The organism is Paraeggerthella sp. (assembly GCF_048427265.1).
Lineage (GTDB): Bacteria > Actinomycetota > Coriobacteriia > Coriobacteriales > Eggerthellaceae > Paraeggerthella > Paraeggerthella hominis.
In genome coordinates this window covers 16,324-41,807 of record NZ_DBFOSR010000034.1, presented here as the reverse complement: position 1 = coordinate 41,807, position 25,484 = coordinate 16,324, and the positions used below count along the sequence as shown (strand labels likewise).

At 60.2% G+C, this 25,484-nt stretch carries 20 protein-coding genes; 15 read left to right on the top strand and 5 right to left on the bottom strand.

Annotated elements, in window-relative coordinates; translation table 11 throughout:
• Positions 1 to 22: 22 nt before the first annotated feature.
• Positions 23 to 1,735: an OPT/YSL family transporter gene (locus ACMNI9_RS03730; RefSeq protein ID WP_418830915.1), complete on the bottom strand. Its 1,713-nt coding sequence runs from the start codon at positions 1,733 to 1,735 to the stop codon at positions 23 to 25.
• 146 nt (positions 1,736 to 1,881) lie between these two features.
• Here ACMNI9_RS03730 and ACMNI9_RS03725 point away from each other — a divergent pair, with 146 nt between their 5' ends.
• From ACMNI9_RS03725 to cydC, 4 genes are all read left to right on the top strand, one after another.
• A complete protein-coding gene (locus ACMNI9_RS03725; protein WP_114566881.1) occupies positions 1,882 to 2,691 on the top strand; it encodes a type III pantothenate kinase in 810 nt (269 codons plus the stop codon).
• Between the two features lie 42 nt (positions 2,692 to 2,733).
• Complete coding sequence (locus ACMNI9_RS03720) at positions 2,734 to 4,053, top strand: Na+/H+ antiporter NhaC family protein (RefSeq protein WP_114566880.1); 1,320 nt, start codon at positions 2,734 to 2,736, stop codon at positions 4,051 to 4,053.
• A 327-nt stretch (positions 4,054 to 4,380) separates the two neighbouring features.
• On the top strand, positions 4,381 to 4,824 hold the full coding sequence (locus ACMNI9_RS03715; RefSeq protein ID WP_225749071.1) for a YbaN family protein: 444 nt from the start codon (positions 4,381 to 4,383) through the stop codon (positions 4,822 to 4,824).
• 6 nt (positions 4,825 to 4,830) lie between these two features.
• Positions 4,831 to 8,340, top strand: coding sequence for a thiol reductant ABC exporter subunit CydC (cydC, locus tag ACMNI9_RS03710; RefSeq protein WP_418830914.1), 3,510 nt, complete (start codon positions 4,831 to 4,833; stop codon positions 8,338 to 8,340).
• Between the two features lie 90 nt (positions 8,341 to 8,430).
• Here the strand turns inward: cydC and yfcE are convergent, their stop codons facing one another.
• On the bottom strand, positions 8,431 to 8,976 hold the full coding sequence (gene yfcE, locus ACMNI9_RS03705) for a phosphodiesterase (RefSeq protein ID WP_114566878.1): 546 nt from the start codon (positions 8,974 to 8,976) through the stop codon (positions 8,431 to 8,433).
• Between the two features lie 15 nt (positions 8,977 to 8,991).
• Complete coding sequence (locus ACMNI9_RS03700) at positions 8,992 to 10,221, bottom strand: deoxyguanosinetriphosphate triphosphohydrolase family protein (RefSeq protein WP_114566877.1); 1,230 nt, start codon at positions 10,219 to 10,221, stop codon at positions 8,992 to 8,994.
• 870 nt (positions 10,222 to 11,091) lie between these two features.
• Here ACMNI9_RS03700 and ACMNI9_RS03695 point away from each other — a divergent pair.
• The 10 genes from ACMNI9_RS03695 to ACMNI9_RS03650 all read left to right on the top strand — a co-directional run bounded on the left by ACMNI9_RS03695 (position 11,092) and on the right by ACMNI9_RS03650 (position 21,987).
• Complete coding sequence (locus ACMNI9_RS03695; protein WP_418830913.1) at positions 11,092 to 11,862, top strand: methyltransferase domain-containing protein; 771 nt, start codon at positions 11,092 to 11,094, stop codon at positions 11,860 to 11,862.
• Positions 11,863 to 11,996: 134 nt separating this feature from the next.
• Positions 11,997 to 12,695: a hypothetical protein gene (locus tag ACMNI9_RS03690; protein WP_114567998.1), complete on the top strand. Its 699-nt coding sequence runs from the start codon at positions 11,997 to 11,999 to the stop codon at positions 12,693 to 12,695.
• A gap of 786 nt (positions 12,696 to 13,481) precedes the next feature.
• The gene (locus ACMNI9_RS03685; protein ID WP_181792631.1) at positions 13,482 to 15,173 is read left to right on the top strand and encodes a response regulator transcription factor; all 1,692 of its coding nucleotides are present in this window, start codon (positions 13,482 to 13,484) and stop codon (positions 15,171 to 15,173) included.
• A gap of 87 nt (positions 15,174 to 15,260) precedes the next feature.
• The gene (locus ACMNI9_RS03680; protein WP_114567995.1) at positions 15,261 to 15,971 is read left to right on the top strand and encodes a hypothetical protein; all 711 of its coding nucleotides are present in this window, start codon (positions 15,261 to 15,263) and stop codon (positions 15,969 to 15,971) included.
• 409 nt (positions 15,972 to 16,380) lie between these two features.
• Complete coding sequence (locus ACMNI9_RS03675) at positions 16,381 to 16,611, top strand: hypothetical protein (RefSeq protein ID WP_418830911.1); 231 nt, start codon at positions 16,381 to 16,383, stop codon at positions 16,609 to 16,611.
• 234 nt (positions 16,612 to 16,845) lie between these two features.
• Positions 16,846 to 19,212, top strand: a complete 2,367-nt coding sequence (locus tag ACMNI9_RS03670; protein WP_114567994.1) for a molybdopterin-dependent oxidoreductase — start codon at positions 16,846 to 16,848, stop codon at positions 19,210 to 19,212.
• Positions 19,184 to 19,537 carry a 4Fe-4S dicluster domain-containing protein gene (locus tag ACMNI9_RS03665; protein WP_114567993.1) on the top strand — a complete coding sequence of 118 codons (354 nt, stop codon included), beginning with the start codon at positions 19,184 to 19,186 and terminating at the stop codon, positions 19,535 to 19,537. Before ACMNI9_RS03670 ends, ACMNI9_RS03665 begins: the two co-directional genes overlap by 29 nt.
• A 21-nt stretch (positions 19,538 to 19,558) precedes the next feature.
• Complete coding sequence (locus ACMNI9_RS03660; protein ID WP_114567992.1) at positions 19,559 to 19,789, top strand: zinc finger protein; 231 nt, start codon at positions 19,559 to 19,561, stop codon at positions 19,787 to 19,789.
• A 286-nt stretch (positions 19,790 to 20,075) separates the two neighbouring features.
• Entirely contained in the window at positions 20,076 to 21,476 is a 1,401-nt protein-coding gene (locus tag ACMNI9_RS03655; protein WP_216529542.1) for an MFS transporter, read from the top strand.
• Positions 21,477 to 21,744: 268 nt separating this feature from the next.
• Entirely contained in the window at positions 21,745 to 21,987 is a 243-nt protein-coding gene (locus ACMNI9_RS03650; RefSeq protein ID WP_216529543.1) for a hypothetical protein, read from the top strand.
• Positions 21,988 to 22,236: 249 nt separating this feature from the next.
• On the opposite strand, the gene ACMNI9_RS03645 is transcribed toward ACMNI9_RS03650, so the two are convergent.
• Together ACMNI9_RS03645 and ACMNI9_RS03640 are read right to left on the bottom strand one after the other, a co-directional pair.
• Positions 22,237 to 22,587: a hypothetical protein gene (locus ACMNI9_RS03645; protein WP_114567989.1), complete on the bottom strand. Its 351-nt coding sequence runs from the start codon at positions 22,585 to 22,587 to the stop codon at positions 22,237 to 22,239.
• Positions 22,588 to 22,700: 113 nt separating this feature from the next.
• Positions 22,701 to 23,966, bottom strand: a complete 1,266-nt coding sequence (locus ACMNI9_RS03640; protein WP_225749079.1) for an MFS transporter — start codon at positions 23,964 to 23,966, stop codon at positions 22,701 to 22,703.
• Positions 23,967 to 24,150: 184 nt separating this feature from the next.
• On the opposite strand from ACMNI9_RS03640, the gene ACMNI9_RS03635 reads away from it, so the two are divergent.
• On the top strand, positions 24,151 to 25,467 hold the full coding sequence (locus ACMNI9_RS03635) for a trigger factor (RefSeq protein ID WP_418830909.1): 1,317 nt from the start codon (positions 24,151 to 24,153) through the stop codon (positions 25,465 to 25,467).
• The last annotated feature ends 17 nt before the right edge of the window (positions 25,468 to 25,484 follow it).

Here is a 25,484-nt window from a genome sequence, read left to right as displayed (position 1 = left end):
CGTCGTTGCTGCGCGCTCGGCGTTACGCGCCCATTCCGGCGAACACGGCGGCGAATGCCACCAGCACGCCTACGATGGACTCGCCGCCCAGAACGCCGCTCGACACCACAAGACCGGTCTCCTGCTGCTCCTTCTCTTTCGCGGCGCGCTCGTCAGGGGAGAGCTTGGCGCGGCGACGCTTGCAGACGGCGTCGTAGACCACCTTGACCATGGCGCCGATGAACGCCGTAAGCGACATGTAGAAAGGCAGGTAGATGCCCAAGCCCAGCATCATGGCGGGGAAGTTCAGCAGGTAAAGCGCGAATCCCGCCGCAAGCCCAAGGGCGAACGCCGGTACGGACGGGATGCCCGACACCATGGTGGCCACGACCGAAGCCTGCGCCGACACGAACGATCCGGTGGGCCCGAACGACTCCGGCCCGTAGGCGCTCACCAGCACGGCCATGACGGCCACGGCCACGATCGCGCCCAGCACGGCGCCGATCGCCTGGCCGATCCACTGCGCTTTCGGCGAGGTTCCCAGCACGTGGCCGGCATGGAAATCGTTCATCACGTCGCCGGCCAGGCCGCACGCGACGGCAACGATGCCCGCGACGAAGAACAGCTGAACCTGCGGCACGCTCGATACGGCCGCCACGGCCAGAAGCACGATAAGCCCGAAGATCTCCATGGGATCGATGCCCGTTTGGCCGACGCTTTGCGCGCTCATGGCCGTAGCCACCCAGGCAAGCGCCACTACGATGACGGCGGGCACGGGGCCGAGCTGCAGCCCGAAGCAGATGAGCAGCGCCACGGCCGCCACGCCGCATGCGGCAATGCCCGCGCTTAGGCGGATGCGGCGCCGTGCCGCCGGGTCGTCGCTCGAAAGGTTCGAGGGCGCGGGGCTGGCGGCCACGGTGAGCGAGCCTTTCGTGTTCTTGATCATCTGCCATGCCTTAGGCAGGATGTTCTTGAAGATGACGCCCAGGCCGGCGCCCATCATCACGCCCATGCCCAAGCTGGACACGATGCCCTGCCCGGACGCGACGTCCCACAGTCCGGCTGCCGATCCGCCTACGATGATGCCGAAGTTCGCGAACAGCGCGCCGGCGAACCATACGATCACCGCGCCCGTGCCCACTAAAAATCCTACGGCCAAGAGCATGGGCGAGTTGTAGATGCCGAACGCAACGCCGAGAACGGCTACGTTGCCGAACAGCATGGCCGGAATCACGCCGAAGAAATCGCGCAGCGCGGTGTAGACGCCGGCAAGGCCCATGGAGCCGAACAGCTTGAGGCCCACCTTGCCTCCCGCGTTGCCGGCGATGAGCGTTTGCGCAGCCGCTTCTCCGATGGGGTATTCCAGCTCGGCGTCTTCGATGAAGTGCCGCCGCAGCATAACGGTGCAGATGAGGCCCAGGATCACGCCGGACAGCGCAACCAGGAGCATTTCGAACCATCCCACTTCGTCGGCATAGCCCAGCATCCAGATGCCGGGGATGGTGAACGCGAGGCCGCCCGCTACCATGGCGCCGGCCGACATAACCGTATGCGTGACGTTCGCTTCGTTGAGGCTGGCTTTTCCGCGGCCGAGGCCTTTCAGGAAAAACAGCGAGATGATGGCCGCGAACACGATGGGCCAGGGGAGCGCCCCCATTTTGAGGGCCGTGTACACCGATGCCGCGGTGATGATGGCGCAGCCTACGCAGCCTATGAGAACGCCGCGCAGCGTCAGCTGCCCTTTGACAGAGTCCATATCCTTCTCCTTTTCGTATATCCGCTTCCCCTTGCGTTTTAGGAAGTCGGGTTACTGATCGGACGCGTACAGTATAATCGGTGCGGCGCGCGACGAGTATCGTTAAATTCGCGTGATTGTGTAATTCATGAAGGAAGGCGGCTTCTATGGGCGAGGGTCGAGCCGGGCAGCGTACGCGCGCGCCTCAGTCGGTGTTGGCTGTTGACGTGGGGAATTCGGTGACCAATCTGGGCTTGTTCGAAGCGGGCGAGCTGACGGCTACCTGGACGGCTACAACGTACGAGCGCATGACGGCCGACGAGGTCCGCGTTCGCATTTCCTCGTTTCTGGCGACGCTCGACAATCCCGTTTCCGTTGACGACGGCATCGTGGCGTCGGTGGTTCCCGGTTTGACGGACGCGTGGACTGCCGCCGTGAAGAGCCTGACGGGAAGACGGCCGGTTGTGGTGGGCCCCGGTTTGAAGACGGGGGTCAAGATGCGCTACAACGATCCGGGCGAGCTGGGGGCCGACCGCGTAGCCGACCTTGCCGCCGCGAAGGCTGCGTACGAGCCGCCGTTTCTGGTGGTCGATTTGGGCACGACGACCAACTTCGAGGTGGTCGACGCCGAGGGCGTGTTCGTGGGCGGCATCATCGCTCCGGGTCTGAAGCTTTCTGCACGGGCGGTATCGGATGCGGCTGCTCAGCTGGCGGTCGTGGATCTTCGCACGCCGGCGTCGGTGATCGGGAAGAACACGCGCGAAGCCATGCAGTCGGGCGTCGTGATAGGAGAGGTGGCTCGCATCGACGGATTGGTGGACGCCGTGTGGCGCGAGCTGGGGTACCAGACGACCGTTGTTGCCACGGGCGAGGACGCGCAGACGATGGCGGCGCTTTCGCAGCGCGTGACCTGCGCCGACGAGCACTTGACCTTGCGCGGTTTGGGGATATTGCACGGCCTGAATCGGCGTTGCTAGGGTACAATAAGCGGATTGTTCCAATTGGAAAGGGGTTCGTGCATGGAAAAGGGGAACGTGAAGGCGCTTCTGCCCATCGGGGTGTTCCTCGTGCTGTATCTGGGCCTAGGCGTGCTGTTCGAGTACGTTTTGGGCATATCCATGGGGTTCTACAACATTCCCATCGTGGTGATCTTCCTGATCGCGCTGATGGTGGCTTGCTTCCAAAACCGCAAGCTTCCCTTCGACGACAAGCTTGTCATCATGGGCCGCGGCATCGGGGACAAGACGATCGTCACCATGATCCTCATCTTCATGGCTGCCGGCATATTCGTGGGCACCGTTGGACGCGATAGCGCGGAAAGCGTCGCCTACCTGCTGCTTTCCGTTATTCCCGCTGAGTATTCGGTGGTTGTTCTGTTCGTGGTCAGCTGCTTCGTGTCGCTGTCCATGGGAACGTCGGTGGGTACCATCACGCTTATCACGCCCATCGCCGTGGCCGTGTCCGCTGCCTCGGGGTTCGACATGCCGCTGTGCGTGGCCAGCGTCATGGGCGGCGCGATGTTCGGCGACAACCTCTCGTTCATTTCCGATACTACCATCGCGGCGTGCCAGGGCCAGGGCTGCCAGATGAAGGACAAGTTTCGCGAGAACTTCAAGATCGCCCTGCCGGCTGCCATTGCAACGCTGGTCATCATCTTGGTGCTGTCGCTGGGCGCCGACATCAGCGGGACCGTGCATCATGAGTACGATCTGATCCAGCTTGTCCCGTACCTGATCGTGCTGATCGGCGGCATCGTGGGCATCAACGTGTTCATCGTGCTGCTGCTGGGCATTGTGTCCGGCTCCCTCATCATGATGGCAACCGGGGCGACCGCTCCCACCGACCTGCTGGCCAACATGGGCTCGGGCGCCGCCGGCATGTTCGAGACCACCATGGTGGCCGTGCTGGTAAGCGCGATTTGCGCCCTCATTCGCGAGTACGGCGGCTTCACCGCTTTGCTGAACGGCATCAAGAGCCTGTTCAAGAGCAAGAAGGGCGGTCAGCTGGGCATGGGCTTGCTGGTAGGCGCTATGGACATCGCCACGGCGAACAACACGGTCGCCATCGTTATGGCGAACCCCATCGCGGCCGACATGGCGAAGACGTACGACATCACGCCGCGCAAGACCGCGTCCATTTTGGACACGTTCTCCTGCGTGTTCCAGGGGGTCATCCCGTACGGCGCGCAGATGCTCGTGGCCGTTTCGGCTACGGCTGAGCTGGGATATGCGCTGTCGGCGTTCCAGATCATTCCGTTTCTGTTCTACCCGTTCCTGCTGTTGATCAGCTCGCTTGTGTTCATCTTTTTCGTGCCTGAGAAAAAGGTCGACAACGCGTAAAGATTCACCTTCGTGAAACGTGCCTGACGCCGCGCCCTCTTCGGAGGGCGCGGCTTTTTTGCGTTTCAGACTCGTGGCCGCGCGCCCTGCCGGGCTGGTTCTGACGAGCTTGGAGCCTGCGCAATAACGTGCGCCGCCGCCTTCTCTCGCTCCGCCTTCTCCGACCGGCTGGCAACGTCGCCCGGTGCACGGTCCTTCGCGTTGAGGAAATTAGCCAAGGTTTACAATATGGCGGTTGTCTCGTATCCTATCTATGTTAGTTTTGGATAACAAAGGGTCGTCCGGCTTCGGACGACGTGGTCGGTACGACGCGAAGGATGCTCGTCTATGAAGAAACGCAGGATCGGACAACGGTTATGGGCTTTCGGGGGGCTTGCAAGCTTTGGCTTGGGCGCGCTTGGAGCCGTGGTCCCGATTCTGCCGACGACGCCGTTTTTGCTTCTGGCGGCGTTTTGCTTCGCTCGCAGCTCCGAGCGGGTGAATGCGTGGTTCCGCTCGACCAGGCTTTACCGCTCGGTTGTCGAAGGGTACGCCACCAAGCGCACGATGACCGTCAAGGCGAAGCTCCTGCTGCTCGGCCCGCTTACCGTCGTGCTGGGGGTTTCGTTCGCGCTCATGGCCAACGTGCCGGTCGGCCGCATCGTGGTGGCTGCGGTGTGGATCGCGCACATCGTGTATTTCGGGTTTGTGGTCAAGACCGACCGGCCGTCCCCTGCGGCGCCGTCGAACGTCGATGTGCCGTCGCGACCCGTCGAGTCGACTGAAAGGTAGATGTTCGTGTTCAGCATGCGTCTTTTGCGTATGGTGCCCGCCGCGCGCGGGCCCATTGTTGTCAACGTCGCGCTGCAGTGGGCGGCTCTCGCCGCGAACGTGGCGCTTATGGTGTTTATCGGCTTGTTCGTGCAAGCGTGGTTCGAGGGTGTGAAGGATCTGGGCTCTTGGCTGATCGGCCTGGGATGCGCGGGAGCCGCCGCCATCGCGGTGCGGATGGCGTGTTTGGCCGGCGCGCAGCGTTGCGGGCTTGCCGCTGCGCAGGCCGCCAAGCGCGAGGTGCGCCAGCAGGTGTACGAGAAGCTGGTGCGCATGGGGCCTGCGTACTCCGAGCGCGTGTCCACTGCCGAAGCGGTCCAGGTGAGCGTGGAGGGCTGCGAGCAGCTTGAAAGCTATTTCGGGCAGTACGTTCCCCAGCTGGTCTACGCCGTGCTGGCGCCGCTCACGCTGTTCGCCTGCCTGGCGCCGTTGAGCCTTCCCGCTGCATCGGCCTTGCTTGCGTGCGTGCCGCTGATCCCGCTTTCCATCGTCGCGGTGCAGAAGATCGCCAAGCGCGCCATGCGTCAGTACTGGGGCGCGTACACCGATTTGGGCGAATCGTTCTTGGAGAACTTGCAGGGGCTGACCACGCTCAAGATATACCGGGCCGATGAGGAGCGTCATCGCTTGATGAATGACGAAGCCGAGACGTTTCGCCGCGCTACCATGCGCCTTCTGCGCATGCAGCTCAATTCGGTTACGGTGATGGACGTGTTCGCGTACGGCGGCGCGGCGGTGGGCATCGTGGTTGCGCTCGTGCAGTTCGCGAACGGGGAGATTCCCCTGTTCGCGGCGTTTGCGGTGATCTTCCTGTCGGCCGAGTTCTTCATTCCGCTGCGCACCTTGGGGTCGTTCTTCCATACGGCGATGAACGGCATGGCCGCCGCGGACAAGATGTTCTCGATTCTGGACGCGCCGGAGACGGCGCGAGGGTCGCGGGTCGTCGAATCGGAGCAGGCCGGCGTGACGTGCCGTGGCGTGGGGTATTCGTACGACGGCGAGCGAACGGTTCTCTCGGACGTGGATTTCGACGCTCCGGCGGGGTCGTTCACGGGCATCGTGGGCGAAAGCGGATCGGGCAAGTCGACGCTCGCGGGCGTTCTGTGCGGACGCAACGCGGGATTCACCGGGGAGGTCGAACTGGCCGGGGTGCCGCTTGGCTGCGTATCGCAAGCATCGGCGGCGCGCACCGTGACCGTGGTTTCGTATGCAAGCTACCTGTTCAAAGGATCCGTGCGATCGAACCTGCTCATGGCCGACCCGCAGGCAAGCGATGCCGAAATGTGGGCGGTGCTCGAGCGCTGTCGAGCGGACGGGTTCGTGCGTGTGGCGGGCGGGCTCGATGCTCCTGTAGCCGAGCAGGGATCGAACCTCTCCGGCGGACAGCGGCAGCGCTTGGCTTTGGCGCGCGCCCTTCTGCACGATACGCCCGTGTACGTGTTCGACGAGGCGACGTCGAACGTCGATGCCGAAAGCGAGCGCGCCATCGTGCGCGTGGTGCATGCCCTTGCGCGCGAAAAAACCGTCATCATGATCACGCACCGGCTGTCCGCCGTGGCGTCGGCCGACCGCATCTACGTCCTCGACGATGGCCGCGTGGCCGAATCGGGCGCATGCGACGAACTGCTGGCGCGTGACGGCGCGTTCGCACGTTTGTGGCGCCAGCAGGTTTCATTGGAGCGGTTCGCCAGCGCGAGCGAAGGCGAAGCTTCGCGTGCGAACGGGGATGACGGTGCGGGCGATGCCGAAGGCGGGGAAGCAACGCCCTCGAGTGCGGAAGATGCGCCGCCATCGGCCGCTTCTTCGTTCGCAACTGCGCCGCGCCGCTCTCACCTGGCCGTGATGATGCGGCTTGTGGGCCTGGTGAAACCGCTGCTTCCGTGGATGGTGCTAGCGGCGGTGCTGGGCGTGCTGGGCTTCGGCGCTGCCATTTTCCTTACGGTTCTGGCTGCGTTCGCGCTGGCCGATGCGGCGGGGCTGCCGCAGGGCGTGGGGCTTGGGACGGCGTTGGTCCTGGTGGCGGTGTGCGGTGTTGCGCGCGGCCCTTTGCGCTACGGCGAGCAGTTGTGCAACCATTATCTTGCTTTCAAGCTGCTTGCGCTCGTGCGCGACAAGGTGTTCGCTGCGCTGCGACGTCTGGCGCCGGCGAAGCTCGAGGGCCGCGACAAAGGCGATCTTGTGTCGCTTGTCACGTCGGACATCGAGCTCCTGGAGGTTTTCTACGCGCATACGCTGTCGCCTGCGCTGATCGCGCTGCTGGTGTCCTTGGGCATGGCGGCGTTCATCGGCTGGTTCTCGCCGTTGCTGGGCGTTTTGGCTTTGGCTTCGTATGCGCTGGTGGGCGTCGTGGCTCCGTTCGTGTCGTCGCTGGCTGCCGGAGAAAGCGGTCAGGCGGTGCGCGAGGGGCTGGGGTCGATGAACGCGTTCGTGCTGGACAGCCTGCGCGGACTGCGTGAAACGCTCCAGTTCGGGCGGGCGGGCGATCGCGTGCGCGAGTTGGCTGAGCGCACGAAGCTGTTGGAGTGCGACGAGGTTCGTCTCAAGGGGCGCGCTTCGGTCGCTTTGGCGGGCGTGAACGCGCTTGTGCTGGCGCTCGACGTTGTCATGGTGCTGGCTGCGGGTACGCTGGTGGCGAAGGGCCAGCTCTCTCCAGGTGCCGCCATCGTCGCCTCGTCGGCGCTCATGTCGTCGTTCGGGCCGGTGATCGCGGTGGCGAACCTGGGCTCGACGCTGCAGCAGACGCTGGCCAGCGGCGCGCGGGTTCTCGATCTTCTGGACGAGCGTCCTCAGACCGATGACGTGCTCGACGGTGCGGACGTGTCGGAGTTCTTGGGCGCAAGCGCGCGTGGCGTGGACTTTTCCTACGGAGACGTCGCGGTGCTCGACAACGTGGACGTGCGCATCGAGCCGGGATCGATCGTGCACTTGGCCGGCAGGAGCGGATCGGGCAAGTCGACCCTGTGCAAGCTGTTCATGCGCTTCTGGGATGCAACTCGCGGCGTAGTGGAGGTGTCTGGCACCGACGTGCGCCGCGTGAACACGGAAAGCCTGCGCGCGCTGCAGGGTTACATGACCCAGGAAACCCACCTGTTCGCAGGCTCCGTGCGGGACAACATCATGCTTGCGAAGCCGGATGCGACGGAAGACGAACTGCAAGCGGCATGCGACAAGGCGTCGTTGACCAGCCTGGTTGAGCGGCTTCCCCGGGGTTTGGACACACCGGTAGGCGAATTGGGCGATACGCTGTCAGGAGGCGAGCGCCAGCGCATCGGTCTGGCGCGCGTGTTTTTGCACGATGCGCCGTTCGTGCTGTTGGACGAGCCGACGTCGAACCTCGACAGCTTGAACGAAGCGGCCGTGCTCAAGGCGCTGCTTGACGGCCGCGAGGGAAAGACCATCGTGCTGGTGAGCCACCGTGCGTCGACGGCGTCGGTGGCCGACGCGACGTACACGGTGGATCGAGGTCGGGTGTCGTAGCGCGGGGCGGGGCTCGGGGTGAAGCGGGATGCGGGCGCTGCCGGGGTTGCGCCCCGCGCCGCCTCTCGCTTCGCCTCGCGTCTTGCCGGTTTACCAGCGTTGCTCGCGGATCGTTTCCCCTTCGAGGCTCTTGAGCGTGAACGTCCCCTGGTTGTATACGGCGTAGCTGGCGCTTCCGTCTTTGGGGATCGAGGCGCTGCCGGGATTGACGAACAGCACGCCGTTGCGCTCCTCAAGGGTTTTGACGTGCGTGTGGCCCGATAGGAACGCCGACCCCTTCGGCAGCGCCGGAGCGTCATCGGGGGATTTTCCGGGCAGGTGGCCGTGCGTGCAATACAGCAGGCGTCCATCTGCTTCGACCAGCGCGTAATCGGCCATGCAGGGAAAATCAAGCACCATCTGGTCGACTTCCGCATCGCAGTTCCCGCGCACGGCCACGATGAAATCCGCCATCTGGTTCAGTACGGCAAGCGCCTCTTTGGGCGCGTAGCCTTGCGGCAGGTCGTTGCGGGGCCCGTGGTAGAGAAGGTCTCCCAGCAAGACGATGCGGTCCGGCGCCTCTTCTTCAATGCGCCTGGCAAGCGTTCGCACGGCGGCGGCCGAGCCGTGCAGATCGGATGCGATGACAAGTTTCATGGGCGTCCTTTCGGTTCAGCTCAAATCGGCGCAGTAGCCGCGTCCGAAGACTTGCTTGTTGCTTTTGGGGAACAGGTGCGCATGCAAAGCCGTGAAATAGCTGTCGGTCATCGAGGCCATGTAGTCTACGACAATTTGATTGGGCTCCGTGGCCAGGTATTCCTCGGCCGACACCGTGCGGGATTTCGCTACGAGGTTCGATACGTGATGCTTGAACACAGGCGACGATTCGTCGCCCGCCTTAAGGTCGCTCAGCAGGCGCTCGTACAGCTCCGCGAACATTTCCTCCACCACGTTTCCCGCTCCGAGCACCATGCCCTCGCGTTCGTAGATGATCTCGTAATTCTGGCGCTTTGCGCGTTTGAGGTCGGCGAACACGTTTTCGCTCATGGCGATGCGGTCGGATCCGTAGCTGTTGTTCACGATGTCTACGGTCAGGTTGTTGATGATGCGGGCGTTGTCGCGGCCGATGACCGTGCTGTCGAATACGTCGAGGGAATCGATCACGCCCATGTCGATGGCATCCGCGCGATCCTTTCCCACGTAGGCGATCATGTCGCTCACGCGTACGACGCATCCTTCCAGCGTGGACGGTCGCAGCGTCTTGATGGTGGACTCGTCGGCGTTGCAGGCTTCCACCAGTTCGTCTAACTGGGAAAACGTAGCAGTATGGCCCATGCGCAGCACCTGCTGAGCGAATTCCCCATTGTGGCAGAGCACGCCGTCGAGCGTCTGCAGGCTGACGTTTCGCCGGTACAGTTGGTCGAGCACGCGCACGGAATGGACGTTGTGGTTGAAGTAGCGACCGGTTTGCGCGTGGTAGCACTTGTTGAGGAAATGCTCGCCTGCATGGCCGAACGGCGTGTGCCCAACGTCGTGGCCGAGCGCGATGGCCTCGATGAGGTCGCAGTTCAGGCCCAGCAGACTGCCGATGTTTCGCGCGATGCGGCTGACAAGCTGCACGTGCAGCCCGCGCCGGCAGATGTCGTCGTTTTCGATGAACGAGAACACCTGCGTCTTGTCCGCGTAGCGGTTGTAGGCGGGCACGTTGATGATCTTCTCGATATCGCGCGCGAAGGCGGGGCGCGTAAGGGTTCCCTCGTCATGCGGATTCGGCTCGCGGCGCGCGATGGCCGCGTCGTCGAACGCATGCGGGTTCCGCCTTCCGGCGGCTCGATCGGACAGGATGATCGCCTCGACGTCCTTGTCGAGGGCAAGGTAGGGGATGGAGGCTGGTTCGTTCATGCGTCCTCCTTTGAGATTCGAGGTTGAAGATCGCATCGATAGTAGAGTCTGATTGTATCATTTCCTGATGCTCGCCTGGAAATTCACGCGAAGCATACGACGGCGTTCTCGCGCGCCCGCTGCTGCCGCCTGCGACGACCCTCCACACGTCCTTGCGCGCCCGCTGCTGCCGGCAGTGCCGACCCTCCCCGTACGTCCTTGCGTGCCCGTGTCAAAACGGACGAGTTTTGCTGATCCTCAAACAAGGATAATGCGAGGTGACAGCCCTCTGATCAGGCACGATGTAAAACACTTGTAGCGGCATAGCCCCGACAAGGCGAAAAACCGCCGCAAAACTCGTCCGTTTTGACAGAAGGGCGTCGGTCCCGCAAGGTCGCCGGTCCCGCAGGGACTCCGACCTGCAAAGACGCCGACCCCGCAAGGTCGCCGGTTTCGCAGGCCCCCCGCCCCCGCAGGCCCCCGGCCCCTCGAAGCCAGTGCGAACGCAAGGCTGCGAGGTCTCGTCCCGCCTGTCCCAATCGTGACAGCACGGCTCGTCCGGGATCGGCTGCATCGAGCCGCCGTAAAACGAGAGCCGCACGATGCAGGGATCTCGAACTCGATGGGGGTGAGCATGCTCGGGTGACCACGGGGATGATCAGAGGGTCGTGCTCTTCATGCGAGACGCGGGCTGCAGCGTGCGGCTTGATTTGACTATAGAGAACATCTCGCGATGACGCATGGGCTAATCAGGGTATTTTCTCAAAATGAGGTCATACTCGGGGTACCACTTTGAGCTGCGTTGCGCCATTTGCCTTGCGGCGTTGTCGGGGCTTCGCTATGCTCCTTGCTGAAAGGGGAGGTCGAGGCAAGACGGTAAGGAGCGGGCAGATGGACTGGAACGGAGATCTTGCTGAAGCGGTGGCGCCCTATATGAAGGGAAGCCCCCTCATCGATGTCTTGGAAGCCGTTGCGAATCTGTCCGCGAAAAAGGTGGAAGCCCTTCGAATCCTGGACGTTGCATGCGACGAGAGCTTGAGCTCGACCGAGTTGGAGCGGTGCGGCTGCGTTGCCGTCGCAAGCATTTCGACGGTTGCGCGCGCTTCGGGCGATCGGCGCCCGGAGTTGGCGGACGTCGTTTATTCGGACGGAGCGTTCGACCTTGTGACCGACCAGATCTCCCTTCTGAAGAACGTGGCTTGCTGCTTGCCTGCCGGCGGTTTGCTGGTGGGGGAGATGGGGGCGTTCGGCAATGCGGAATCTCTTGAAGACGGCTATGCGCAGGCGATACGCAAGCACAGCGGCGATTACGTTTGCCAGTTCTGCTTCCCAAAAGAAAAAGCGTACCGACGTGCTTTGGAGATCGCCGGATTCGAGGTTGTGGCAATGAGCGCTTTTGACAAAGCAACGCCTTTGGAGAACGGTCGCGACGGCTTGCGCTTGTGGGCTGAGTCCCGCTTCGCGAAGAGCCTGGCCTTGTATCGCCCCGAAGACAGAGAGCTTGTTTTGGAGGACTACGAGAAAGCGTGCGAGGAGCGGTCGTGGAATGAGAGCAGTGGGTGTTGGGTGGCGGATTGCCGGCGCCTGCGCTTCGTTGCCAGGAAATCTCGAGCGGCAACCGCTCCGCTTGCCTATTCTCCGCTGCGTGTTCTGGGCTCTTGATCGCCCGTGATGAGCTCGGGCCCTTGCTCCCGGCTCTTCCCACCTTCGGTTTCTGTGCTAGTATGTAAGCAACCGCGATGCGGCTGGCATGGGGATGCTACATTTCATATTCTGCGATTGAGAGAGGATCTCCCATGTTAACGCCCTTAGACGAACTTATCTTCTCAGATGGTAACCGCGAATCTTTTCAGCGGATCATCGATATCACGCAAACGCATGGGAAGCCGGAAAAGCTCTTCCTTGTAGGTCCGAAAGAATCGGGCAAGACCACGGTGCTGCGCGCACGGCAGCTGGACAAGGACCTTCTTTCCACGAAGCGCGTTCTGTATCGTCCCTGTCAAGAACTGCCGGAGGCCATGCGGGCAAATGTCTATGACGGCTACTTCGATGACCTGGGAAAACACGAAGTCTTGTTCTTGGATGACTTCGAGGGCTTCTTCGAGGACGAAGAAGTGGGACCCATGTTGTGCAGGTTGTTGCTCCAGGAGCGCGAGCGTCATGGTTTGGATACCGTCATCTCGTCTGACAAACCGCTTTCTGAATTCGATTTGAGCCAGTTCGAAGGCGTTTTGGACGATTTCGAAGAAATCCGCATCGAAGCCCTCGATGGTGCCGGCCTGGTTGATTACGTGAGGACCCTTCTTGCCATGTACTACGAAGAAGGGAAAAGCCCCGTGCTTTCCGAGGAAGCGATCGATTACGTTGCGCACGGTTTGGGGGAGCCTCCCAGCATGATTCGCAAAGCCCTGTTCTATCTGATGACGGAGTATTCCGGTACGCCGGGCGCCGAGCTGTCCCGTGATTTCGTCGTAGAGGCGCTTGCGAAAGACTAACGCGTTTCCCGGTACGTTGAACGAAAAGGAAGCCGTCCGTGAGGGCGGCTTCCTTTTCGTTCAACGCTGTGCGATGGAACTTGCCGGCGCCGTCGCACGATTCCCGATGCTGCTGACTAGGCGGGGTGCGCATCAAGCCATTCTTTGCTGGGCGGAGTGTTTCGCTTGCATGGTTGGTTGCCGTGGTCGTGCCGTGGCGAAGAGCTTTTGCCGCAGGGATACGCGCAGATCAAGCCGCTGTAGTTGCAGCGAACCGGCTGGGGCCGAACAAGATCGTTCATGTCCTTGCCGCACTTTTTGCAGTGCAGATCGACGCCGTTGACGATGTCGACCCTGTCGAAGATGGTGCATGTGCCGCAATCCGGGCACGTTCCGGACTTTTTGGGTGCAGGTTGGCATTTCCCGCACATTGGATTGCATATCCAGCATCCTCCCGGCATGTGCGTTCTCCTATCGACGAGACCTGATGAAGACGGCTCCATCCAACAACGCCGTGCTTGTTGATTTTTTGGTGCGCACGCGCGCGAGCAAGGAAACGCGTTGGAATAGGCCTTGTGCGTGCGGGGGGGGGGGGGTATCATTGACTAAATTGGTTTTCCTATACGGTCACCGCACCGCTTCGCACGAATAAACGTATCACTCAGAATAGGCGCATTTGTACTGACGAGGGTACTAAAACGAGGGTTTTAGTACTTCTGGCTATATATCCCTCAGGGGTAGGTGGATAAAGTGTATGACATGGGCCGGTGGTTCGGGTCGCTGGCTTCACGGGGAAAGAGGGCGCTTATGGGGTTGGATAATCGTGTAGCATGCTCGCAGCAAGTTGAGATGGTTGAGGAAGCGAACGAGGCGTATACCAAAACGCTCAAGATGATCGGTTTCAAAGCTCTGCTCGGTTGGCACTATCTTGTTTTGTTCACGCCTCTTTTCATTGGGACCGCCGCAATCAACGCGCCATCCCTCTTTTTTCAGCGACAGGTTACGTTGTATCTGACTCTAGCCGTTACGTTCGGCATCTTGGTTCTGGTTGGAAAGCGCATGCTTCGCAAGAACAGAACCGCTCCTTCGAAGATCCTCTTGGTGTCTGCGGGCGCGTTGGCCACCCTTGCCACTATCGTCTCCGCCACGACAATGGATTTCCCCGTGCCCCTTCGTTTGGGCACGGTCGTGCTGCTTGGCGTCTCGGAAGCCCTGTTGATGTTCCTGTGGCTGCATTATTACGTGCGAGCTGCTGCAAACTACCTGACCCGCTCGTTTGCCGTCGACATGATCTTCGGCGGATTGGTGGCCCTGCTCGTCTGCAGCCTGCAAGAACCTATCGGCCTGATCGCAGCGGTGCTGCTGCCTCTGGTGGCCATTACGTCGCTGATGGCCAATTGGAGGACGGCGGAACCGTTGCCGCCAACTGGCTTCTCCGATGCGTTTGCCCCTCTTTCGCGCAAAGCAATTCGGGAATTCGCGCTTACATCGGTTCCGACGATGGTCTATGCGTTTGCGTTCGGGTTGTTGCAAGGCGCGTATCTTGTCGACGGCACGTTGCTGCTCATGGCCAACGACCCCCTGATTCTTGTCGGCATCGCGTTGGCGGGCGCGTGCATCATAGCCTCCTCGCTCCATTCGAAGCAAAGCCGGTCCATCGACGCCATCCATCGCTACTCCCTTTTGCTGTTCGTCGTAGGCATCGTGCTGCTGCCGTTTTTCCGGGAAGGCTTCGGCGCCCTAACCGCGGAATGCGTCATCTTGGCGGGCTTCAACTTGTTCGACTTCGGCGGCGTGATCATCGGCATCGGGATCGCCCAGCGCCTGCGCTCCGATTCCCTGCTGCTTGTCGACGGCGGCCGCGTGGTGGCTTACCTGTGCTTGGCGGTAGGCTGCATCGTGGGCGATCAGCTGATGATGCTTTTCATGGACCAGCACGGATGGCTGGTTCTCATCGGCGTGGGCGGCGTCGCGATCGCAATGCTGGTGGCTACCGTGCTCACGCCCTTCCATGAATGGGAGGAGCTTGCCTCCGACGGAGCGGATGCGCAGGCTGCCGCGCCTGCTTCGCAGCCTGAGCCGACCTCTGCCGACGACGCAGCTCGTGCATCTTCGTCTCAAAAGCCTCAGGCGCCGGCTGTTAAAGCCGCGTCCTCGGAAGACGGCGAGCCGGCCTCGCGCGGCAAATCGGCCAAACCCGAGGGCGGATACGTCGATTCCCCCTGGCGACGCACATGCCAGCGGATTGCTGAACTGTACAAGCTCTCGCCGCGGGAAACAGAAATATTCTTCTTTATCGCAAAGGGCCGCAATGCGGAATACGTTCAGCAGGAGCTGGTCATATCCATGCATACGGCTAAAACCCACATCGCGAACATCTATCACAAACTCGGGGTGCATTCGTCGCAAGAAATGCTCACGCTTATCGAGACGTTTCGAAGGGAAGACATCGAAAAGCAGGGGGCGAAGCTCGGAGAAAGGAAAGCTGTCAAAGACTGAGAAGAACGCGAAGGCGGCATAGGGAAATCCCGTACGTCTGCGCCGGCTTTTGTAAAGCAACTTGCACTCGATTGATAGGAGAACACGATGGCTAGCACTACGTTTCAACTTGATCCCGCGGATTTCGAACTGTCGGACTACGGTCCGGTTCGCATCTCCTTGCCCTCCATCCCCGCGGTGACGGAAGAGGATATTGAAGCCCAGCTGTTTTCGTTCGTTGTCGCTTCGGCTCATAAGGGGTCTAGCATCAAGTCGCTTGCCGATCTGGATGACGCATGGGTGCGGGATCATTTCGAGGGAATGTCCACCATGGAGGACCTGAAGGCGTCCATCAAGCAGGATCTTGAGAAAACGTCCCGCATGGGCCTTGAAAACTACAAGCTGCAATGCTGCAACGATGCGCTGATCGCCCGTCTGGAAGGAGAGGTGCCCGAAGCCGTTGTGACGGAGGCGATGGAGGCATCTCGATCCATGTACGACGATCGTCTGCTCGCAAGCGGCATGACCAAGGTCCAGTATCTTCGCCAAGAGAAGCTGACCGAAGAGGAGTACGAGCAAAAGATTCGCGCCGACGTGGCGTACAACCTGTCGCTCAACGTCGTTCTTGACAAGCTGATTGAACGGCAAGGGCTTGCCGTTGCCAAAGAGGATTTGACCGAGTACCTTTCCGCCGACAACCCCGAAGCGTTCCTTGCGGAGATCGAGAGGAACGGGAAGGTCGACGAAGCGTGCCAAGCTGCCGCGCGCGTGAAGGCTATGCGCCAGATCGTCGATACCGCCATCGTCGACGAAGGCTAGTCCTTTCGATCCGTCCGTTCCCCTGGAGTCTGCCCAAGCGACGCTCGAGCTGATTGCCAGGGTTGGCGCCAAGCAGAAAAGGCGTCGGTGGTCTGAGAGCCGCCGGCGCCTTTTTTACGCGTCAAAGCGATGGTCCTTGCTGCCGGGCTTTTCTTTCCCTGCTGCACGAAGCGTGATGGGGTCTTTGGTGATGTAAAGACGAAACGCCAGGTCAAAGTATCAATATCTTTGTACTAGAACGTATAACCCATGGTACTAGATGCCCCTTTTTCATACCGATTTGGGTAGGGAGCCGCAACTTCGGGCTGCTAAATTTCGTCTCGTGGATGCACCCCATGCCATTCACTTGGACTTGCGAAATGCTTCGTTGAGAACCAAAGAAAAGAAGTCGCTAAAGGAAGGAACGACCATGTGTTTCAGACCACCATCGTTCGATGACATGATGAAGAAGTGCCCGTCGTGCGGCACGTTCAACCCGCCCGAGAATGACAAGTGCAAAAAGTGCGGGAATGATCTTCCGACCGAGGCGCCCGCTTCCGGCGCTCCCGCGGCTCCCGGTGGCGCCCCTGCGGCTCCCGGCGCTCCGAAGGCTCCCGGTGCCCCTGCGGCCCCTGGCGCTCCCAAGCCTCCTACTGCGTAGTTGCAGCGGGCTTGAAGGTTTCCGCTGCTTGCAAGAACGCAGGTTTGCAGGGGAAGCGTTGATCGTCTTTAAGAAGCTCCGATGACGAGTGAAGAGGAGAATCGTACAAGGCTTTATGCGCGTTCCAAGATAGAACGAGGCTGTCGACGGGACGGGCGGGAAGGGCAAAAGGAGCTTCTGAAGAATAAGGGTTTCATCTATCAGTTGGCATCTCTTAATGAAAGGGGGATTTTCATGATCAACGAATACAACCATGATCTGTACAAAACAGACTGGCGCTGGTTTGAGAATGGTTATGAAGTGACCCGCACCTCGGTCTGGACCGGACCTGGGTGTCACAACGGCTGCGGCGTGCTTACGTACGTCAAGGATGGCAAGCTTGAGAAGATCGAAGGTGACCCCAACTTCGGGTACAACCAGGGACGTCTGTGCCTGCGCTGCCTGGACATGGTTGAGGCTATCTACAACAACGACCGACTGAAATGGCCTCTTCTCCGCGACGGCGAAAAGGGCGAGAACAAGTGGAAGCGCATCACTTGGGAAGAAGCGTTCGACTGGTTGGAAGATACGTACAAGAAGATTTGCAAGACGATTCACGACGACTACAACGGTATCGGGCCCGAGGGCATCGTGGCTCTTTCCGGTACGGGTCGTAACGCCATGTGGCACGGCGCCATGTGCCTGCGTGCGGTTTTCGGCAGCCCGAACATGTCGTTCGGCTTCCTCTCTGCCGACTCCTGCTATCAGCCTCGTATGACTGCCAACCTCATGAAGGACGGCGATTGCTGGATCCTCGACGCTTCCCAGCTTCACCCGGATCGCTACGACAACCCTGATTGGAAGCAGCCTGAAGTGGTTATCGTTTGGGGCAACGAGCCTCTGGCGTCCAACCCTGACGGTTTCGTCGGCCACTGGCTGATCGACCTCATGCGCATGGGCACGAAGTTCATCGTTGTCGACCCTGCTCTGACATGGCTTGCCTCGAAGGCCGACATCTGGTTGCAGGTTCGTCCCGGCACCGACTGCGCTCTTGCCATGGGCATGCTGCGCGTCATCGTCGACGAGGACCTGTACGATCACGAGTTCGTTGAGAACTGGTGCTACGGCTTCGACGACCTGGTCGAGCGTCTGCAGGACTACCCGACCGACAAGTGCGCCGAGATCTGCTGGATCGACGAGCAGGATCTTATCGACGCAGCCCGTATGTTCGCTGCTGCAAGCCCCGGCGCAATCCAGTGGGGTCTTGCCATCGACATGCAGATCTCCGCTATGGAGGCTTCGTTCGCCATCTCCGACATCACGGCGCTGTGCGGCAACCTCGACGTTCCCGGCGGCAACGTGCTCGTTCGCTACGCTTACAACAGCTCCAAGAAGTACGGCTGCGGCCTTGAGTTCATCTCGCAGGAGATGCTTGATCGCCGTATCGGCACCGACCAGTCCCCGATTCACAAGGCTGGCTACACGCCGTTCATTCCGCCCGATCTGCTGCTCGAAGCCATGGAGACCGGCGTTCCATATCCGCCTCAGATGATGTGGGTGCACGGCACCAACCCCATCGCCAACATGTCCGGCGATGCCCCGCGTCTGTACCGTGCGTGGAAGAACGTTCCTTATACGGTCGTGGTGGACTACTACCTGACCCCGACCGCCGTGGCGTTCGCCGACCTTGTTCTTCCGGTCGCCATGTCGGTTGAGCGCGACTCCTTCCGCTCTTGGTGGCAGCCGCTGCGTACGTTGACTGCTTCGGCTGGCCGCTACTTCGAGTGCAAGATGGACGAAGAGCTTGTGCTCGACCTTGGCAAGCGCTTCAACCCTGAGTTCTTCAACCAGTTCGAGACCACCCGCGACTTCTTGACGTGGATGATTCAGGACGACGGCCTTGGCGTTGACTACACGTTCGAGGACCTTACCCACAAGGTTTACGACTACTGGGATTGGAACGAGACGTACGAGAAGTACAAGAAGGGTCTGCTTCGCGAGGACGGTCAGCCGGGCTTCGTTACCGCGACCGGTCTGTACGAGGTGTCTTCTCCGCTGTTCGACGTGTGGGGCTTCGATCCTCTGCCGCATCACATGGAGCCGTACGAGAGCCCGTACCGTACTCCCGAGCTGTACAAGGAGTACCCGTACATCTACACCTCCGGGCACCGTCACATCGGCCTGTTCCACTCCGAGCATCGCCAGCTGCCGACGATGCGCGAGGTTCATCCCACCGCTATCGCCGACATCTCTCCGGAGATCGCGAAGGAGCAGGGCATCAAAGAGGGCGACTGGGTATGGTTCGAGAACAAGCGAGGCAAGTGCAAGCAGCAGGCGCATATCGCTCCTGGCCTGATGCCGAACCTCGTGCGTGCTCGCCATGGCTGGTGGTTCCCCGAGCAGGAGGCTGCCGAGCCCAACCTGTACGGCGTGTTCGACTGCAACGGCAATAACCTGACCACGATGGGCGTTTACGGTCCGACGCACTACGGCGCTCCGTACAAGAGCACGCTGTGCAAGTGCTACAAGGTAACGCCTGAAAACGATTGCTCGCCGAGCGCAATCGTCACCAAGGGAGGAGGTTTCGGGGGCTATGACTACACCCGATTCGAAGGAGACTAAGTACGGTCTGTTGATCGACTACGAATTCTGCACCAACTGTCACACCTGTGAGGTTGCCTGCAAGAAGACGCATGATCTTCCGATTGGCCAGTACGGTATCAAGACGCTCGAGTATGGTCCCGTGAAGAATCTGACGGGCAAGTGGGAGTGGACGTATCTTCCCCTGCCGACCGATCTTTGCGATCTGTGCGCCGACCGTGTGGCCGAAGGCCGCCTTCCCAACTGCGTACATCACTGCCAGGCTGGCGTAATGTACTACGGCACGGTGGAAGAGCTGGCTGCTAAGGCGGCTGAAAAGCCCAAGATGGTGCTTTTCACGAAATAACCGGACTGAAGGAGGAGAGCTATGGCTCGTCAGGAAAAAGGCGGATTCCGTCCGCCTCCGTTGGGGAAGATCTTGTGGAAGTGCACCGAGTGCAACACCTTTAACGCCGCAGATGCAACGGTATGCAAGAAGTGCGGTGCCGAGAAGGAGAAAGCACTCGACGAGTCCATCGAGAACGCTACGTTCAAACCCATTTCGGAGTCTGAGCGCCTGAATCAGGATCAGAAGATCTTGAAGGAGCTCGAGGGTTAGTAGCCTTGTTTCAGAAAAGGGTCTCAGGCTCCAGGGGGCCGAGACCCTTTTTCCTTTCCAATGTCGCTCGTCAAGGCGGTGCGCAATTCGATCCAAGGGAATAAGAGGGTTCTACGGATTGAAGCGCACGGCACTTTTATCGATGCGCATGGCGAGACGGCCTCTCGTTTTCCAGTTGTTTTCAGGAGGCCGTCGGACGGCACCGTTTCGTCAAAGCGACGCGCTTATAAGATTCCACTGAAGCTAGGGGATTGAGGCTTAAGTGGAACGTTACAAGGAGCGGTTTATGAGTGCAGATTCCAAAGCGGCTAGGAAATTCACCATTTCCCAGTTTATCGATTCGTTCGGAGTTAGTAAGTTTACGATCTCTATCTTTTTCCTCGTGGGCATCGCAATGATGTTCGATGGCTATGACTACATGATCATCAGCTATACGAACACGCAGATCATGCAGGAGTTTTTCGGTCCCGCAGGAAACGATGCACTGAAGGGCGCTCTGTCATCTTGGTCCACTATCGGCATCGTGGTCGGCTCGTTCGCCGCAGGCCCGCTGTCCGATAAGTTCGGTCGCCGTAAGATTCTGACGTTTGGCACGTTCATGTACGGTTTGTTCACCATTCCGTGCATTTTCGCCCCGTCTTACGAGCTTTTCTCGGTGTTCCGCGTTATCGCCGGTCTGTTCTTGGGCGTGTGCACGCCTATCGTTACCACGCTGTTCACCGAGTTCACGCCGACGAAGCAGCGTTCGTTCTTCATCACGTTCGGCATGGCTTGGATGATTGTCGGCTGGGTGTTCGCTGCCTTGATCGGCACCATCATGGTCCAGGTTGCAACGTGGCATTGGTGCTACGCTATCGGTGCGTTCCCGGTTGTCTACGCGTTCATTTTCGGCAAGTTCACACCGGAATCCGCCCACTGGGCGGCGGTTCACGGCAAGATGGATCTAGCGGTATCTACCTTGAAGTGCATCCAGAAGCGCTCTGGCAAGGACACGGGATTCGAAATTGATGCTGCGAACATTCTTGTTCCGCCCGTTGCCGGCAAGGCAAGCCCTGCTGAGGTTTGGAAGGGCAGGTACCTTAAGACCACGATTGCTCTGGTTATCATCTACTTTGCCGGTAACTTCAGCATCTACGGCGTAAACGCCTGGCTGCCGGCTTTGATGCTCGAAGCTACGGGCGGCGCGGTTACCGCTTCGTACATGCTGGCTATGGCTCAGAACGCGGCATCGGTTGTCGCGAACTGCACGACGGGCTTCGTATCCGAGGCAATGGGTCGTAAGCGCAACCTGACATTCGGTTACGGGTTGGCTGTTGTGGCGTGCTTGATAGTCTCTCAGGTTGTCAAGCTGCCTGCGGAAACGAGTTTCTGGCCGTACCTCATCGCATTCGTTTTCATGGGCTTTGCCTTGAACTACGCTATCACGGCTGCTCAGCCGATGATGTCCGAGTCGTATCCTACCGAGTTCCGCAACTCGGGCGTGGCCACCATCGTGGCGCTCGGAAAATCGGCCGGTATCCTTTCGCCTGTTGTTTTGGGCGGCTTGAAGGCTGCTGGCTGGGCGTTCTCTCCGCTGATTGCTTTGCTTGCGGTTCCCATGGCGTTCGGCTTCGCCGCATGCTTCTTGCTTCCCAAGGGAGCGAAGGGCATGAACATCGACGATATCGCCGAAGCCGTGGAGTCCTAGCACAAGGCGAACCTTCGCATCATGTGCTTTCCGTCTCTTGATAAGGGGATGGTTGGGCAACCTCGAACGGGCTTCCGAGTAAAATCGGAAGCCCTGACGGGTTGTGAAGGGGGTTTCGACTTGGAGGGGAAGGGATGCCGCGCTTTGGTTTGCGCGGGCTCGCAAGCGGCGGGCGACGGTGCGCGTGGCCGTCGTTCTTTTGATTCCTCTGGCGAATGCGTGGTTTCTACGCGCATTGCCAAAGGCCGTTAACGAAGGGGGATTTGACATGATCTGTCCATTTTGCGGAAGGGAATCGCAGTCGGAGGAGCATTGCACGAAGTGCTACGCCCTCTTCAACAAAGAGGTGCGCAGGATTGCGTACGACTCCGAAAACGACCCGAGAAGCGACATGATCGGGCCGTTCACCTCGAAGCAAGCCAAGATTCTGGCGTGGACTATCATGGGGTTGCTGATTGTTGCCTTCGTAGCGGCCACGGAGCTTACCGGAAACGGCTTGTCCGGGCACTGACGGGCAGGCGATCCGCTCTTCGGCTTTGCGCTCCTATAGAAGCCCTTGCTCGTCCCTGATGGATCGTGCCACATGGATCCATCAGGGACGAGCAAGGGCTTTTGTATGCGGGACGTAGGTATTGAAAAGGCGCTGTGCGCATGCGTACAGCGCCTTGCCTTGGTTTGCGGACTGGTTTGCAGGCGGTAAAGCAAGGCGTCCGCAACCTGCGTGGGCAGGGCTGCGGACGCAGGCCGAGCAGATCGCGGGTTACGACTGCGCGTTCTGGCGCGACTGCTGCTTTGCGCGATCCTTCACGTCTTTTTTGGAAAGCCCGGTACGCGCGTAGATAGAGTTGATGTACTGCCCGCTTTTCGTGAAGTCGATGCTTGCCGAGCCGGCGAAGATCGCAAGGCCAACTGACGAGACCATCATGACGGCCCCGGCAACGAGGTTGCCTGCCTCGATGATGCCGTTCAGCTCGAGCGCCAGCTTTCCCCATACCAGAACCAGAATGGCGGCCAGGGAGGCCGAGCACTTGATGATGTCTTTGCGTCGATTCGCCTGCAATCGAAGAATCTCCTCGTAGGCCTTTTGCTGGCGCTTGCTGTATCGAGCCATGATTGCCCCCTTGGTTCTTGACGAAGCTTCTTGCGAACGGCGTGCGCTCTACTATACCGAAAAGCTGAGTCCGCGAAGCGAAGGACTCAGCTTTTCGGCGTTCAACCGGGATACTATCCTCTTCTTGCAGCCCTGCGATTCTCGAGCATCTTCATGTCCTTGTCCCATTTCCGCGAGAAGGGAAGCACGGTGATCGTTGCAATGACGGAAAGCACGGTCATGACGATGAATATGGGAAGTCGGTTGGCCGCTCCGCCGACGGCGATGCCGACGACGATGTTCAAGATGGAGCCGAACGTGATGGCGAAGTTCGCCAAGGACAGGTTCAACGGGTAGTTCTTCGAGCCGAATCGCTGGCGAGCAAACGCGGAGGCCACAACGGGCACGCCGCCGTAGCAGAAGCCGCAGCACAGGGCGCCTATGATGTAGAGCGCCGAGATGCCGGTCATGAACGCGCTGACGATGCACGCGGTGGCGGCCACGGCGATGAGCCCGTCGATCAGCATGGTGATCTTCACGTTGGTCTTGTCGTAGATGAGGCCGATGACCACGCGCGCCAGGCCGTTGCAGGTTGATACCAAGCCAACGAGCAGGGTGGCGAAGCCGGCGTCGAGTCCGACGATCTGCGCGTCCGAAGCGCAATTGCCGATGGTCGCCAGCCCTATGGCGATCACGATGATCGCCCAGGTCCAGTACACGTAGAACGTCCCCGTTTTCAGTGCGCTATCCTCGTCGCCGGGATCGTAGCTGTCTCCCGTGGCCTTTTCGGGCGCCAGAAGCTCCACGATGTTCGCGGGCGGCCGCTGCAGGAACAGGGCCAGGGCAATCACGATCACTGCCGTGATCACGCCGATGGCCGTGAACACGGTTCCCAGGCCGAACAGGGGAATCAGGTTGACGGACAGCGTGCCCAGTATAAGGGATCCCAGTCCGAAGCCCATCATGAGAACGCCCGACGAGAACCCTACCTTGTCGGGGAACCACACGTTGGTGGTGGCGACGACCGAGTTGTACCCCACGCCTACGCCAAGGCCGCCGAACGTGCCGTAGCATAGGTACACGACCGCGATGCTCCCGTTGCCGAAGATGCCGGTTCCGGCGAAGCCGATGAAGAACAGAACGGCTGCGACAAGCAGCGTTCCTTTCACGCCGATCTTCTTCTCGATCTGGGAGCCGATGACCGCTCCTATGCAGAACGTGATCATCATGATGTTGAAGGTGAGCGCGACGGCGCCCTTCTCCAGTCCGAATGAGGAGCACATGGGCGCTGCGAACATCGAGAATGCGTAAATCAGGCCCAGGAACAAAAGCGTGAGCGTTGACAGAATGAGGTAAAGCACCCGCTTACTCTTAATCTGTCCGATGGTGAGATCAGACATAAAACCCCTCTCCTTTGGATTTTCCGGGAAAGCTCGTATACCTCAAGGATAGTCACCAAGGGGGACGCCCCCCTATAGTTGCCCGTACTAGATTTGGCGTTTTCATACTCCCGAAGGGACTACGCGAACGGGGACGAGTGCTAGATTTTCCCCATTGCATCTATCACGGGGAAAGGGGTACGTCATGCAGGTGGCTATGAGGCAGAAAAGCGTTGATACCGTTGAGCTTGCGGTGTTGCTTTCGACCGAAGAGGTGAAAGACGGGCTCAAACGCGCGGCGATCCTGGTGGCGTACGAGCATAAGGTCGAACCTGATCCCAAGCGGCAGCCGGTGGACGTGGTGCGCGAGGTGCTCGGAAAGGACGAGGCGGCGTTCTTGTTCGACGAGGCCGTTATGGCGCGCTGCGCGCCGTTCGCTTTGGCCGACCGCGAGGTCGATATCGTGGGCGAGCCGAAGTACGCATGCGCCCAGCATGTGCGCGAGGGCCATACGTTCGAGTTTCAGATGACGTGCGTTCCCGTTCCGAAGTTCGAGCTGTCCTCGTACGATCCCGTCGAGATAACCATGCCCGCCCTTGCCGTTTCGGACGATCAGGTTGAAGAGCAGATCCAGGCTTTGGTGAAGGCTTCCGCCGACCGGGGAACCGACGATAGCCATAGCACGGTGGAGAAAGGCGACTCCGTGGAACTGGAGCTGGAGACGATCCAGGACGGAAAGCCGGTCCGTGCGCTGTGCTCGAAAGCGCGCGTTTACAACACCGGCTCTTTGTCCATGCCGGACGATTTCGACGAGGCGATCGTGGGGATGGACGTCGGGGAAACGAAATCCTTCGAGTTCGAAGGCCCCAGCTTCGAGCTTGACGCGAACGGGCAGCCGGTTATGGAGTCGTATCGCTCGACGGTCACGGTCAAGCGCATCCTGTCGACGATTGAACCCGAGGTGACGGATGCGTGGGCGGCTCGCGTCATGCCGAACTGCTCGACCGTCGCGCAGCTGCGCGAGCATATCCGCTCGCGCTTGCTTCAGCAGCAAGCGAAAGAGCACCAGAAGCAAAAGGAGCAGCTGTGCGCCGCCGAGCTGGCCAAGCGCTTCAACAGCAAGATTCCCGATGCGGTATACGACGCCGCCATGTCCGAAGCTCGTAAGACGCTTCACAAGTCGCTGAAAGAGCAGGGGCAAACGCTGGAGGACTTCCTGAAGCAGCAGGGGATGGAGGAGCAGCAGCTGACGATGTCGGTGATGATGCAGGTGCGCGAGCAGCTGGTGCGGCAGTTCTCGCTTGACGCGTTCGCTCGACATGAGGGGCTTTCCGTGGAGGATGCGGACATCGATTCGTTCTTCGATGCGATTTCGCCCAACAACGCCGTTGCGGCGCGGAAGGATTTCGAGCGATCGGGCAAGCTGTTCGCCGCCAAGGGAGCCGCGCTGCGCTTGAAGGCGAATCGCCTGCTGGCGGAGCAAGCTGTCGTGCACGATGCTGCTGCGCACCGGGTCGGCTGAGCGCCTGCATTCTGGAA